Consider the following 13,535-nt stretch of genomic DNA (forward strand, 5'->3'; position numbering starts at 1 on the left):
TTGTAATATATAACTTGCCTTACAAATAAATACGTTTTTTTTTGTACTTTGGTTTTACTTTTAGTCCAAGTTGAATCAATTAATTAATGCCAAATAATGTAAAGTATGAAAAATTTAATTTTGGTTAGGCATGCAAAGTCGAGTTGGGAGGTCCCCGTTCAGGATAAAGATCGAGTATTAACATGTAATGGCATGAAAGATGCCCATTTTGTGGCTGGTCACGTCAAGTCTTTGTTGCCAAAAACATTTACTATATGGTGCAGTACTGCAAAAAGAACTACAAATACGGCGTTAATTTTTGCACAAAATTTTTTGTTTCCGCTTGACAGTATCATTTACAAAGACGACCTTTATACCTTTGATAGAAAACAACTCCAAAAAGTGGTTGAGTCCTGTCCAGATGACATAGAGAGTTTGATGATTTTTGGTCACAACGAAGCCATCACTGATTTTGTCAATCGTTACGGGGATGTGACCATAGATAACGTTCCTACCTCAGGATTTGTTTTTTTGAAATTTGATACGACCCATTGGAAAACTATAAAAAAAGGTAAAACAGAACATATATTATTTCCCAAAGATTTAAAATGAATAAAACGTTAGCATACAAATATATTGATAGAGAAAAAAGTTGGTTGGCTTTTAATGCAAGGGTTTTGCAAGAGGCGGGTGACCCTTCGGTTCCTTTACTAGACCGTTTGCGTTTTTTAGGCATATTTTCGAATAATTTAGATGAGTTTTTTAGAGTTCGTTTTGCAGCCATAAGACGTTTAAGTTTAACCGGAATCACTGGTGAAAAATACCTAGGAGGAATTTCGGCACAACAACTGGTAAAAGATATTACTGAAATTGTTATTGAGCAACAATCAGAAAGTTTACGAATTCTAAACATTATAGAAAGTGAACTAGAAACAAAAAATATTTTCATCATCACCGAAGCAGATATTTCTGTAGAACAAGAAATTTTCTTGAAAGATTTTTTTATTCAAAAAGTGAGTCCTGAGTTGGTGACTATCATTTTGAATGATTTGGCTGAATTTCCAGTACTTAAGGATACTTCTGGTTATTTAGCCGTAAAACTGGTTATGAAAAGAGATGACGAAGTTAGATATGCTGTCATTGAAATCCCTAAAACCATTAACCGTTTTGTGGTCCTGCCATCACATGATGAAAAGCAATACATTATACTTTTAGATGATGTTATTCGTCATAACTTAAATAATATTTTCAATATTTTTGATTACGAAAGTGTATCCGCGCATATGATAAAAATCACTAGAGATGCGCAACTTGACATTGACAGTGATTTAAGTAAAAGTATGATTGAAAAAATCTCTTTGAGTGTAAAAGATAGAAGAATAGGGGAGCCGGTACGTTTTATCTACGATCAGTTGATTGAAGAGGATACTTTAAAATTCTTTCTAGATAAAATGAAAATTGTTTCAACAGATAGTATAATCCCTGGCGGTCGCTACCATAACAGAAGAGATTATATGGACTTCCCTAATTTAGGTAGGTATGATTTATTGTATGAAACTAAACCGCCGTTGCCTATTCCGGGTTTAAGTTTAGAGGGAAGCATGCTAGAAAAAATCAGTGAAAAAGATTATTTGCTGAATGCTCCTTACCAATCTTTTTCATATTTGACTAAGTTTTTGCGTGAGGCTGCACTTGATCCAAAAGTAATTTCAATTAAGATTACATTATACCGTTTAGCCAAGAATTCTCAAATCATTAGTTCCTTAATTAATGCTGCCAAAAACGGAAAAAAAGTAACGGTTCAAATAGAATTACAAGCCCGCTTTGACGAAGCTTCAAACATCTCTTATGCAGAGCAAATGCAACTGGAAGGTATTGAACTTATTTTTGGAATTAAGGGATTGAAAGTTCACAGTAAAATATGTGTTATTGAAAGAGTAGAAAACTATAAAATAAAACGTTATGGTTTTATCTCAACGGGAAATTTTAACGAGTCAACCGCAAAGGTCTACACAGATGTGACTTTGTTTACCAGCCACCAGCAGATCTTGAAAGACATCATGAGAATTTTTGAATTTTTTGATATTAATTATAGAGTACATCGTTACAAACACTTGATAGTGTCACCTCATTACACCAGAACTAAGTTTGTAAAATTAATTGACAGGGAAATTATTCATGCACTGGCAGGAAGAAAAACACATATAAAACTAAAAATGAATAGTTTGTCAGACTTTGCTATGATTGATAAACTCTATGAAGCCAGTCGTGCGGGAGTAAAGATACAATTAGAAGTACGTGGAATATGTTCCTTGATTCCTGGAATTCCGGGTATGAGTGATAATATTGAAGCTATAAGTATAGTTGATAATTATTTAGAACATTCAAGAGTGTATATTTTTGGGAATGCGGGACAAACAGAAGTCTATATTTCATCGGCTGATTTTATGTCTCGAAATCTAGATGGTAGGGTAGAAGTTACCTGTCCTATTTATGATCAAGATATTAAAAAAGAACTGATTGACAATTTTGATATTGGCTGGAAAGGAAACGTAAAAGCAAGGTTTCATTCTCATAAATTTGATAACAAATACCGCCCTCGAAACCATAATCCTATCTTTAGAGCGCAGCTAGAAACGTACCGTTATTATGAAAAAAAACTAGAGGATGCTACTAAGAAAGAAAATTTAGCATAGTTTTTGTTTTACCAATTATAATTTTAACCTGAACGGGATCCGTCACCTTGATCAGGAGTTTCAAATACAAGAAATATGATTCAAATAAAAAAATACGCTGCAATTGATATTGGCTCAAATGCAATGCGATTGTTAATTGTCAATATTGTGGAGCAAGACGGCAAAGAACCGCAATTTAATAAAAGTTCCCTTGTGAGGGTGCCTATCCGTTTAGGGCAAGATGCTTTTACAGTGGGTGAAATTTCTGAAGAGAACATTGATAGAATGTGCGATGCTATGAAAGCATTTAATTTACTCATGAAGGTACATAAAGTAGAGCGTTATATGGCATTTGCAACATCGGCCATGCGCGAAGCTTATAATGGCAAAGAGGTTGTTGCTATCATTAAGAAAAAAGCCGATATAAAAATCGAAATTATTGATGGCAAAAAAGAAGCTGCCATTATTGCTTCAACTGATTTACATCATTTATTAAAATCGGATCAAACCTATCTTTTTGTAGATGTGGGTGGAGGAAGTACGGAATTTACACTATTTTCTAATGGTAAAATGATAACCTCTAGGTCTTTCAAAGCAGGTACAGTACGCTTACTTAATAATATGGTTTGCGATGTAGTGTGGAATGAAATTGAGAAATGGATTAAAACCAACACTCAAGAATATGACGAGGTTACACTTATAGGATCTGGTGGGAATATCAATAAATTATTTAAATTATCGGGTAAAATTCAGGAAAAACCATTGTCTTACATCTACATGAATTCGCAATATTCTTTTTTGAATTCTTTATCTTATGAGCAAAGAATATCAGAACTTGGCTTGAATCCAGATCGAGCTGACGTAATTATTCCTGCAACACGTATTTATATGAATGCTATGAAATGGAGTGGTGCCCGAAATATTTATGTACCTAAAATAGGTCTTTCAGATGGAATTGTAAAAGCAATGTATTACGGTAAAATATAACGTTTTCTTCTTGTAATTAAGCGTCTAAATCTAATCCAAATGTGGTGCGTAAAAGCTCTATATTTGGATTTATTTGTAGTAACCTGTTGTAGCGGTCTTGGTCGTTAAAACTTCTTTTTGTTTCAATAGTTTCGTTTACAACTACGTTTATAGTAATGTCATGATTGTGTAAATGACCTTTTAAATAGCCTAACAATCCGTGAAGTTGACTTTCAAAATCTAGTTTTGAACCTTCGTTTGGCAGTTCAATAGTAATTGCAGTTCCGTCTAGTTTTGGGTCGTTTATTAGCAATAATGATTCCATTATTTTAAATCCCTTGTCGCCTAATCGTTGTGCATATTTGTTCCAATACACTAGCATTTCAGTCTCTGTAAAAGATTCGGTTGGTAAGTGTAATGTTTCTTTAACGATTCCTTTACTGCTTTCTTCAAGTGCTTTTTTTGCCCGAATACTTGCGAGTGAAAATGCAGAAACTTTTGGTTCTCCAGTATTTGAAACGGGAGTAGCTGCAATAGGAGTTGGGATTGTTGTTGCAGGTTTTTGTACTGCTGTATCAGTTGGAATTCCTTGTGTACTTTCAGGAGCTGAAGTAGAGGTTACCGCCGTTTCTATTTTTTTTGCGACACTTATGGAGTAGTCGTTTTTTCTAAAATACGTGGGTGGAATTATATATTGCTCAACTTTTTTTTTTCTCCATCAATAGTGATAGAGGCAAGTTGCATCAAACAAAGTTCTACAAGCAGTCGCTGGTTTTGACTCAATTTGTATTTTAAATCACAATCGTTAGCAATATCGATTCCTTTTAATAAAAAATCTTGACTGCATTTTTGAGCTTGTGCACCATACATTTGCTGGGCTTGTTCTCCTACTTCTAACAAAGTTAAAGTAGCTGGAGTTTTAGATACTAACAAATCTCTAAAATGCGATGCTAATCCTGATACAAAATGATGTGCATCAAAACCCTTGGCAAGGATTTCGTTAAAAGCCATTAATAATTCTGGAATTTTGTTTTCCAAAATTAAGTTGGTCATGTTGATGTACGTTTCGTAATCAAGCACGTTCAAGTTCTCCGTAACGGCTTGACGGGTTAAGTTTTTCCCGCAAAACGAAACGACTCTATCAAAAATAGAAAGGGCATCACGCATGGCACCATCCGCTTTTTGAGCTATGATGTGCAAAGCATCGTCTTCAAAAACTACACCTTGACTGGTAGCCACTTCTGCAAGATGTTCTTTGGCATCTTTTACCGTTATTCTTTTGAAATCAAATATCTGACAACGAGAAAGTATAGTAGGGATGATTTTATGTTTTTCGGTCGTGGCCAAAATAAAAATGGCGTGCTTAGGTGGTTCTTCTAATGTTTTTAAGAAGGCATTAAAAGCTGCTGAGGACAACATGTGAACCTCATCTATAATGTATACTTTATATTGCCCTGTTTGGGGTGGGATTCTAACTTGGTCAATTAAATTACGAATGTCATCTACAGAATTGTTTGAAGCGGCATCTAGTTCAAATACATTGAAAGCAAAATCTTCGGTAGGATCATCATATCCAGGCTGATTGATTTTACGAGCTAAGATACGTGCGCAAGTGGTTTTACCCACACCACGAGGTCCTGTAAACAACAAGGCCGATGCTAAATGGTTGCTTTCTATAGCATTGAGCAAAGTGCTTGTAATGGCTTTTTGTCCTACAACATCTTTAAAAGTTTGTGGACGATATTTACGGGCCGATACAACAAATTGTTCCATAGCATTTTTATTGGATAGCAAATATAGGTTTTTTGTTGATTTGTTTATTTACTAATTTGTTTATTTGAAGAAAATCTTTTCCTTGCAAAAATGTAAATTAGAATTGAAAATAATAGCATATTGATAATCAAAGAAATGATTATTCCTTTGTTGTAGATTGTATTTTTTTCATTTTCCGAAATTTTATTTTGGGATAATTTATAGGCTCTTAATTGTTCTAACTGATAAATAAAACTTCTTAATGATTCTATTTTGAATTCCAAGTCGTTGATCTTATAATCAGTTTCAGTTGGCTCGATGATTTTACCAAATTTATCACGCTTAAATTCAGGAGGTAAAGGCCAACCTGGACCAAAATCTTGCGATTGTGTGGGTGAACACATACTTAAAGATAATTTATAATCTTTATTGAAGTTGCCGTAGATGATCCATAATCCTTTTTTATCCGGAAATAAACCACAATCACTTCCTTCAGAAACACCTTCAATAGTCTTTGAAATATAAATTCCTTTGAAAAGTTCTATGATTTTAAAACTATAAGTTTGCTTAATAGTATCACGTTTTATTAGTTCACCATAAAATACAATATCATATGTATTCAAACCATATTCAACTATATTTTCTTTACCAACTTCAATACATTTACATGCAAATGAATTGTTAATATTGAATAAGAAAATAATGATCAGGAATAGATTACGCAGTTTCATTTACAAATAATTAAAGTGTAATTATATGCTTTTTTTTACAAAAATATAGTTTTTTTAACCAATTTTTTAAAGCTCATTATTTTTCAAAATTTATAAAAGATTTTATATTTTAAAGTACACTTCTTTTTAACGAGATTTCCTAGCCCAGATAGCAGTGAAAATCCTTATGCGCCAGTCCCGAAACCTCGGGATGGCGAATAAGATTGTAACGAATAGCTGGAGAAAGCTCCTAAAAATAAAGTAATATTTAGAATTTGATTTTCATGTTTTTGAACAGATAAAAAGCATTACGAATTTCTATCTTTAATGGTGAGATCTAGTAAAACTTTGGCAGCATCATTATCTGAATTTGCTGCGTAACCTGCTACGAAAACCCCTTTTTGTCCTGAAACGGATTGTATACCGTAAACTGTGGCTTCGTCATCTGGATTTGATTTCCCTTCATATCTATAAATATGTTGGATTTCGTAATGACTCGGGTTTTGTATAATGTCTTGGTCGTTAATGTTAAAATCAACAGTAAATCCTTTTTCTTTTAAATCCTCTAAGGCTTTTGAAACGCTGGCGTAATGATACATTTTTGACATAGTATTGTTTTTATGGATAAGATGGTAAGGTAACTGTATTATTATGAATTGGTTGTGAAGGTCTTGTTAAAGTAAGTGGTAGAAAATGAGATAAAAAGATTTAATAATGCTAAATTTGCCGCCGCAGACCGCCTTATCGTCGTCTTGCCTTTATGGGCGAGAGGGAGGAAAGTCCGGACACCACAGAGAAGCATAGCGGGTAACACCCGTCGGTTTCGTCTTTACGGATGAGATTAGGACAAGTGCAACAGAAAGTATGTACAGGTAATGCTGTAGTGAAACCAGGTAAACTCTATGCGGTGAAATATCAAGTATATCAGCATTTAAGGGTTTCTCGCCCGTTGCTGAAGGGTAGATAGCTTGAGTCCAAGAGTAATTTTGGATCTAGATAAATGATAAGGGTTTCGAGTAATCGAAATACAGAATCCGGCTTATAGGTCTGCTTTTTTTCTTCTATATTGTTACTCTATTGTCATGGATTTTAGTTTGGTTCTATAGGCTTCAAGAGCCACCGACTTTGATATAAAACCATAGTATTTACCCTCTTTAAGTACAGGTAAGAATGCTTTTTTCGACTTTTCGAATTTATTCATGACTTGTTCCATACTGTCAAAGGGTGCAATAGTTTCTACAGGTGCCATCATGATTTCTTTCACCAAAGTATATTTGACACGATAGGTGTTAAAAATGATTTCGCGAATATCATTAAAATGGACAATTCCAAGTAAGTTTTGTTGGGCATCAATGACACCAAAAATAACTTGATTCGAATGAGAAATAAGATCTACTAAGCGTTCCAAATTTTCATCAGGAGTTACCGTTAAAAAATCAGTTTGAATAATAGTGTTAGTCTCTAGTGTTGAAAGGATATTAGTGTCTTTGTTACTGGTGAAAGCATGCCCTTTTTCGACCAAGTTTTTAACATCCATGGAGTGTTTTTCAAAACGTTTAGAAATAGCAAAACTGATAGAAGCCACAATCATAAGCGGAATCATTAAATTGTAACCTCCAGTTATTTCGGCAATCAAGAAAATAGCGGTTAGTGGCGCATGAAATAATCCGCTTAATATTCCCGCCATTCCTACTAGTGTGAAATTGCTAACGGGTAATTTTGTAAGTCCTGTGAGATTTAGAAATTTAGAAAAAAAGAATCCTACATAAGAACCTAAAAATAAAGAAGGAGCAAAATTACCTCCGTTACCACCACTATTAATTGTAATGCTGGTTGCAAAAACTTTTAGCATCATAGTGGCACCCACAAATAGTAAAAGCACCCAGCTATTGTTTCTAAAGCCACTAAAAAGTGTGTGTTCTAGTAATTTACCAGGATCACTCTCTGAAAGGGTTTTGATGCTTTCATAACCTTCACCAAAAAGAGTGGGGAAAACGACAATTAATAGTGCTAAAATACTTGCACCAAAGAGCCCTTTCTTGAAGGGAGAAAATTTTAAGCGTCCAAAAAAATGTTCTACTCTTTGAAAATTTCTAGAATAGTACACGGCTATTAATCCAGTGAAAATACCAAGAAGTACATAGTATAAAATGTTGTGGTAATCAAAACTTTGTTGTTGTTTGAACGACAAAAGAATTTCCTCATCCAATACAATTACAGATACGAGTGCTCCCGTAGCAGCGGCAATCATTATGGGAGTAAAGGCAGCAATGCTTACATCTACTAATAAAACTTCAATGGCAAATAGAACTCCAGCAATGGGTGCGTTGAACGCCGCTGCAATTCCTGCAGCTACACCACAGCCTATCAAAAGAGTTCTGTCTTTATAGCTTAATTTATAGTTTTGAGCATAATTTGATCCAAAAGCAGCACCTGTAATTACAATAGGACTTTCTAAACCTGCTGATCCGCCTAGTCCAACAGTAAGTGAGCTCGTTACAATTTGGGCATACATTTGTTTTCTAGGGATAATACTTGCTTTTTTTGCAACAGCATATAATATTTGAGAAGTTCCTTTTTGAATGCTTCCGCCTAATACTTTTTTTACCACCAGAATAGTAAGTAAAATTCCAATGATGGGTAAAATACTAGTAAGAAAACCAAGTTTTAAAATACCGCTTACGTACGTTGCAAAAATAAATACCCAGTGTGCAAAAGTTTTTAATACAATCACCGCAAAAGCAGCTGAAATACCTACTAATACAGCTGATAAAAATATAAATTGTTTAGGAGTCAATAATGATTGTGCTATTGAAATAATAGCTTCTAACCTTGAAATATATTTTTTAAACATGATTTTTAAAATGATTCACAAAGCTACATTATTTTAAGCGAACCACTATTTTTAAGGGCTTCTTTTGTGCTTAAAGGTTTTAATTTATTCGAATTTACAAAGATAAGAACTGCTTCGGGATTTGTTTTAGCATATTCACGAAGCGCCCAACCGATGGCTTTTTGAATAAAAAAATCGGAGGAATTGGCGTATTTTGAACAGAGCCAAAAGAGAAGATCTGAATTGGTTTTTTGTTTGTATCCCAATTGAAAAAGGATCAAACTACGATGCAACCATATACTTTCTTGACTTGAAAATCTTGTGATAACGTTCTCAGTTTCGGTCGGGAATTGCTGTAAATAAGCTCCCAAAATGTATTTTGCTATAGTATCAACGCTATCCCACCAAGAATGCTGCAATATTAATTTTTCAATCCACTCTATATCTGAAATGCTATAGGTCTTTTTCTTTTCTTTTATTAGAAGTTCAATGGCGCAATAATGGAATTCTCGTTCTGGTTTGTCAAAAAGAGTTTGAGCAATTTGTACAGAATGATGGTGTACTTCTTGTTGATTTTGTTTCCAAATTTCTTTAAATAGTTCTCTTCTTTTGGTGGTGCGAATACCAAAAAAGGCAAACTTATTGCGCATGTATTGCGACATTGCAAAAGCGTTTTCTACATTTCTATTTTGTTCAAACTCCTTTTCGAGTGCTGGAATAAAGTTCATGGAGACAGAATTTAAAAAGATTGTTTCAGTTTTTTAGTTACAACTTAAAACCCAACTGCTTTGTTGTCTCCTCTTCTGTCAGCACCACCTTCAAGTTTGCCATTCGGTAAAACTAGAATGGCATCTACCGCACCTATAATTTCTTTGTCTCTTTCATTGATAGTGTAGCCTTTTTGTTTGAGTTGCAATAGCAAATCTTTGTTGAAAGAATTAGGTTCGAAAATAATTTCATCAGGCAACCATTGGTGGTGAAATCGAGGTGTATCTACTGCCTCTTGCATACTTAAATTAAATTCATATACGTTTAAAATAGTTTGTAAAACCGATGTGATAATAGTTGATCCTCCCGGAGTTCCTACTACCATGTAAAGTTTTTTATCTTTTTCGATTATGGTGGGAGTCATGGAACTTAGCATTCTTTTTTCAGGGGCAATACTGTTGGCTTTGCTTCCGGTAAGACCGTAGAGATTTGGGACACCTGGTTTTGCGCTAAAATCATCCATTTGATTGTTCAAGAAAAAACCCAGTTCATCACAATATATTTTGGAACCATAATTATCATTTAAGGTTGTTGTTGCGGCTATCGCATTCCCAAAAGAATCTACAATAGAGTAATGTGTAGTTTGATCACTTTCATATCCTATTACTTCACCGTGTGCAACATCTGATGATTTGGTTGCTTTATCAAAGGTGAAGTTTTCCATTCTGTTTTTTATATACGAAGGATCAAGCAATTTAGAAGTAGGTATTTTTACAAAATCAGGATCTCCAAGAAAAAAGTTACGATCAGCATACGCTCTTCGTTCGGCTTCTGTAATTAGTTGAATAGCTTTTGGGCTGTTGTGTCCCATTTGCGCAAGCGGATAAGGCTCAATCATAGTCATGATTTGGTTCAAACATATTCCACCACTACTGGGTGGTGCCATAGAAGTTATTTTTAAATCTTTATAATCAAATGTAATTGGTTTTCTCCATTTTGCTTCGTATTTCTTTAAATCCTCAAGAGTCATTGCACCGTTCTTTTGAGTGAGAAAAGCTATCAGTTTTTGGGCCGTTTCTCCAGTGTAAAATTCCTCTTTTCCATATTGTGAAATTCTTTTAAGCGTATTCGCTAACGCTTTGTATTTGATGGTATCGTTTGCTTTATAAACTTGAGAGAATAAGCTGTTTGGTCCGTTTTCTTTAATAAAAACCGCTCTAAAAGCTGCTAGACTTTTGGCTTGATTGGGTGTTACAACTACGCCTCTTTCTGCGAGAGCAATTACAGGTTTTAATATTTCACTAATAGAAAGTGATCCGTATTTTTTGTGTACTTCAAAAATGCCTGCAATGGTTCCGGGTACACCTGATGCATGTGCTGTTGCAGTACTTTTACCTTTTATAACATTTCCATTTTGGTCTAAAAACATATCGTTTTTGGCCGCCAAAGGGGCTTTTTCTCTATAATCAATAGAGCCAGTTTCGCCGTTTGCTTTTCTGTAAACCATAAAACCTCCGCCGCCTATATTTCCCGCTTGCGGATGGGCTACTGCCAAGGCTAGTTCGGTAGCAACCATAGCGTCAAATGCGTTACCTCCTTTTTTCATTATGTCGACTCCTATTTGAGATGCTTCTTCACGCGCAGAAACTACCATTGCTTTGGAAGTCACAAGTCCGGTGGGATTTACTGCTTTTTCTTGGGATTTACATCCAATAGCAATTAGGAAAAGTAACGGAAATAATTTTTTCATAATGTTGATTTTTTGTGGTTTACAAATGAGATTAATTCAGCAAAAAAAAGAGTAAAATCATTTTCAAATTCGCTGTAGAATTCTTTTAATTCATTGCTTGCAAACCTCATTTGGGATTGGTTTTTAGTGCGTTTGTCCATTTGGGTTAAAATTCCAACTATGCCTTCAACTGTTTGGTAACTTACAAGCCAATTTTGTTGTATCATGTAGGGCATCATACCTTTTGTTTTCTCTGATAGTACGCTGTAATTATGGTACAGGGAGTCGTAAAAACGGGCAACAAAATCTTCTAGTTTTTCATTAGAATAATTCGACCAGTTTTTGGCTAAAAAGTGATCGTAAAAAACATCCACAATCACTCCAGCGTAATGATGGTATTTTTCATGAAGTTTTTTTGTACTTTGTCTAAAGATAGGATGCGCATCTGTAAAAGTATCAATGGCTCGATGCAAAATAATACCTTTTTGAATTTCTAATGGGTAGTTTTCATAGTGACTCCCTCTGATTCCATCAGCCATGAAATTACCAATTTTAAGTAAATCATTTTCGCCAGAAAGGTAAATGTGTGCTAGGAAATTCATGAGATTGCTTTAAAGATTTATAGAATGAAATTTTACGTTCATTTCTATTTTGTAGGCTTCAATTCTTATATTTGTCAGCAATTTAAAATTTTAAATTCAATTTATAAAATATATATCAATGACTTTAATAAAATCAATATCAGGAATTCGAGGTACAATAGGTGGAAATGTAGGGGATAACTTAACTCCTGTTGATGCTGTAAAATTTGCTTCAGCTTATGGAACTTGGTTAAAAAACTACAGTAAGAAAGATAAAATCACGGTAGTTGTAGGACGTGATGCTCGTATATCTGGACCAATGATTCATAATTTGGTAGTAAACACCTTGATTGGTTTGGGTATTGATGTGATTGATTTAGGACTTTCAACTACTCCAACAGTTGAAGTTGCTGTACCACTTGAAAAAGCTGAGGGCGGAATAATATTAACGGCATCGCATAATCCAAAACAATGGAATGCTTTGAAATTATTGAACGAAAAGGGAGAGTTTTTAAATGGTGAAGAGGGACTTAAAATTCTTGAAATTGCGGAAAGCGAAGGATTTAATTTTTCGGATGTAGATGATTTAGGAACTATCACAATCAATGATGCCTACATGGACATACACATTGACGAGGTTTTAAACTTACCATTAGTAGATATTGAAGCTGTAAAAGCAGCTAAGTTTAAGGTTGTTGTTGATGGAGTAAACTCATCAGGTGGAATTATTATTCCTAGATTATTAGAATTAATGGGCGTTGAAGTGGTCGAATTATACTGTGAGCCTAATGGTCATTTCCCTCATAATCCAGAGCCTTTGAAAGAACATTTAACCGATATTTCGGAATTAGTGGTAAAAGAAAAAGCACATTTAGGAATCGTTGTAGATCCTGATGTGGATCGTTTGGCATTCATTTGTGAAGATGGTGAAATGTTTGGCGAGGAATATACTTTAGTGGCTTGCGCCGATTATGTTTTGAGTAAAACTCCAGGAAATACGGTTTCTAATATGTCATCTTCTCGTGCTTTACGCGATGTTACAAACGCACATAACGGAAACTACGAAGCCAGTGCCGTAGGTGAGGTGAATGTGGTTGAATTGATGAAAAAAAATAATGCTATTATAGGTGGCGAGGGTAATGGTGGAATTATTTACCCTGAACTACATTACGGACGTGATAGTTTGGTAGGAGTAGCATTGTTTTTGACGCATTTGGCAAACAAAAAGATGACGGTTTCGGCATTGCGTGCCTCGTATCCGGAATATTACATGAGCAAAAATAAAATTGAATTGACACCGCAAATTGATGTAGATGCTATTCTTGTTGCTATGACCGAAAAGTACAAGAACGAAGATATTACTACTATTGATGGTGTTAAAATTGATTTTGCCGAAAATTGGGTTCATCTAAGAAAATCAAATACAGAGCCTATTATTCGTATTTATACTGAAGCAGCCTCTCAAGAGCTAGCAGATCAATTAGCACTTAGAATTATTGATGAAATTAAAGCAGTTGCTGGTATTTAATGAATAGAATTTTTAAACCCTTTTGTATTTTTCAAAAGGGTTTTTTAAAAATAATAGAATTGTAAGTCTAAAGA

At 34.4% G+C, this 13,535-nt stretch carries 13 protein-coding genes and 1 other RNA gene; 6 read left to right on the plus strand and 8 right to left on the minus strand.

The features are described 5' to 3' along the window. Positions 1 to 105: 105 nt before the first annotated feature. The 3 genes from FPG59_RS08485 (at position 106) to FPG59_RS08495 (ending at position 3,641) form a co-directional block, all read left to right on the plus strand. On the plus strand, positions 106 to 591 hold the full coding sequence (locus FPG59_RS08485) for a histidine phosphatase family protein (protein ID WP_086454186.1): 486 nt from the start codon (positions 106 to 108) through the stop codon (positions 589 to 591). Further along, positions 588 to 2,675, plus strand: coding sequence for a polyphosphate kinase 1 (gene ppk1 / locus FPG59_RS08490; protein WP_086454187.1), 2,088 nt, complete (start codon positions 588 to 590; stop codon positions 2,673 to 2,675). The genes FPG59_RS08485 and ppk1 overlap by 4 nt, the downstream gene beginning before the upstream one ends. Positions 2,676 to 2,750: 75 nt before the next feature. Beyond that, entirely contained in the window at positions 2,751 to 3,641 is an 891-nt protein-coding gene (locus FPG59_RS08495) for a Ppx/GppA phosphatase family protein (protein WP_086454188.1), read from the plus strand. 16 nt (positions 3,642 to 3,657) lie between these two features. Here FPG59_RS08495 and FPG59_RS08500 read toward each other — a convergent pair whose 3' ends face one another. Next, positions 3,658 to 3,945: a DNA polymerase III gene (locus tag FPG59_RS08500; RefSeq protein WP_233264573.1), complete on the minus strand. Its 288-nt coding sequence runs from the start codon at positions 3,943 to 3,945 to the stop codon at positions 3,658 to 3,660. Positions 3,946 to 3,982: 37 nt separating this feature from the next. On the opposite strand from FPG59_RS08500, the gene FPG59_RS08505 reads away from it, so the two are divergent. Then, positions 3,983 to 4,279, plus strand: coding sequence for a hypothetical protein (locus FPG59_RS08505; RefSeq protein ID WP_086454190.1), 297 nt, complete (start codon positions 3,983 to 3,985; stop codon positions 4,277 to 4,279). Positions 4,280 to 4,307: 28 nt separating this feature from the next. Here FPG59_RS08505 and dnaX read toward each other — a convergent pair whose 3' ends face one another. The 3 genes from dnaX to FPG59_RS08520 form a co-directional block, all read right to left on the minus strand. Further along, the gene (gene dnaX / locus FPG59_RS08510) at positions 4,308 to 5,393 is read right to left on the minus strand and encodes a DNA polymerase III subunit gamma/tau (protein ID WP_086454191.1); all 1,086 of its coding nucleotides are present in this window, start codon (positions 5,391 to 5,393) and stop codon (positions 4,308 to 4,310) included. Between the two features lie 44 nt (positions 5,394 to 5,437). After that, positions 5,438 to 6,103, minus strand: coding sequence for a hypothetical protein (locus FPG59_RS08515; protein ID WP_086454192.1), 666 nt, complete (start codon positions 6,101 to 6,103; stop codon positions 5,438 to 5,440). Positions 6,104 to 6,390: 287 nt separating this feature from the next. Further along, positions 6,391 to 6,690, minus strand: coding sequence for a hypothetical protein (locus FPG59_RS08520; RefSeq protein ID WP_086454193.1), 300 nt, complete (start codon positions 6,688 to 6,690; stop codon positions 6,391 to 6,393). Positions 6,691 to 6,810: 120 nt separating this feature from the next. On the opposite strand from FPG59_RS08520, the gene rnpB reads away from it, so the two are divergent. After that, positions 6,811 to 7,140: RNase P RNA component class A (gene rnpB, locus FPG59_RS08525), an RNA gene on the plus strand. An 11-nt stretch (positions 7,141 to 7,151) separates the two neighbouring features. Here rnpB and FPG59_RS08530 read toward each other — a convergent pair. Genes FPG59_RS08530 through FPG59_RS08545 form a run of 4 tightly spaced genes read right to left on the minus strand, consistent with a single transcriptional unit; the run spans position 7,152 to position 11,954 of the window. Continuing rightward, entirely contained in the window at positions 7,152 to 8,936 is a 1,785-nt protein-coding gene (locus tag FPG59_RS08530) for a chloride channel protein (RefSeq protein WP_086454194.1), read from the minus strand. Between the two features lie 23 nt (positions 8,937 to 8,959). Continuing rightward, entirely contained in the window at positions 8,960 to 9,643 is a 684-nt protein-coding gene (locus tag FPG59_RS08535; protein ID WP_086454195.1) for a DNA alkylation repair protein, read from the minus strand. 44 nt (positions 9,644 to 9,687) lie between these two features. Further along, on the minus strand, positions 9,688 to 11,373 hold the full coding sequence (gene ggt / locus FPG59_RS08540; protein ID WP_086454196.1) for a gamma-glutamyltransferase: 1,686 nt from the start codon (positions 11,371 to 11,373) through the stop codon (positions 9,688 to 9,690). After that, the gene (locus tag FPG59_RS08545) at positions 11,370 to 11,954 is read right to left on the minus strand and encodes an ACP phosphodiesterase (protein ID WP_086454197.1); all 585 of its coding nucleotides are present in this window, start codon (positions 11,952 to 11,954) and stop codon (positions 11,370 to 11,372) included. Before FPG59_RS08545 ends, ggt begins: the two co-directional genes overlap by 4 nt. A gap of 118 nt (positions 11,955 to 12,072) precedes the next feature. On the opposite strand from FPG59_RS08545, the gene glmM reads away from it, so the two are divergent. Beyond that, a complete protein-coding gene (glmM, locus tag FPG59_RS08550; RefSeq protein WP_086454198.1) occupies positions 12,073 to 13,461 on the plus strand; it encodes a phosphoglucosamine mutase in 1,389 nt (462 codons plus the stop codon). Positions 13,462 to 13,535 lie beyond the last annotated feature (74 nt).

Origin of the sequence: Flavobacterium sp. FPG59, assembly GCF_002150205.1 — a bacterium.
Classification (GTDB): Bacteria; Bacteroidota; Bacteroidia; order Flavobacteriales; family Flavobacteriaceae; genus Flavobacterium.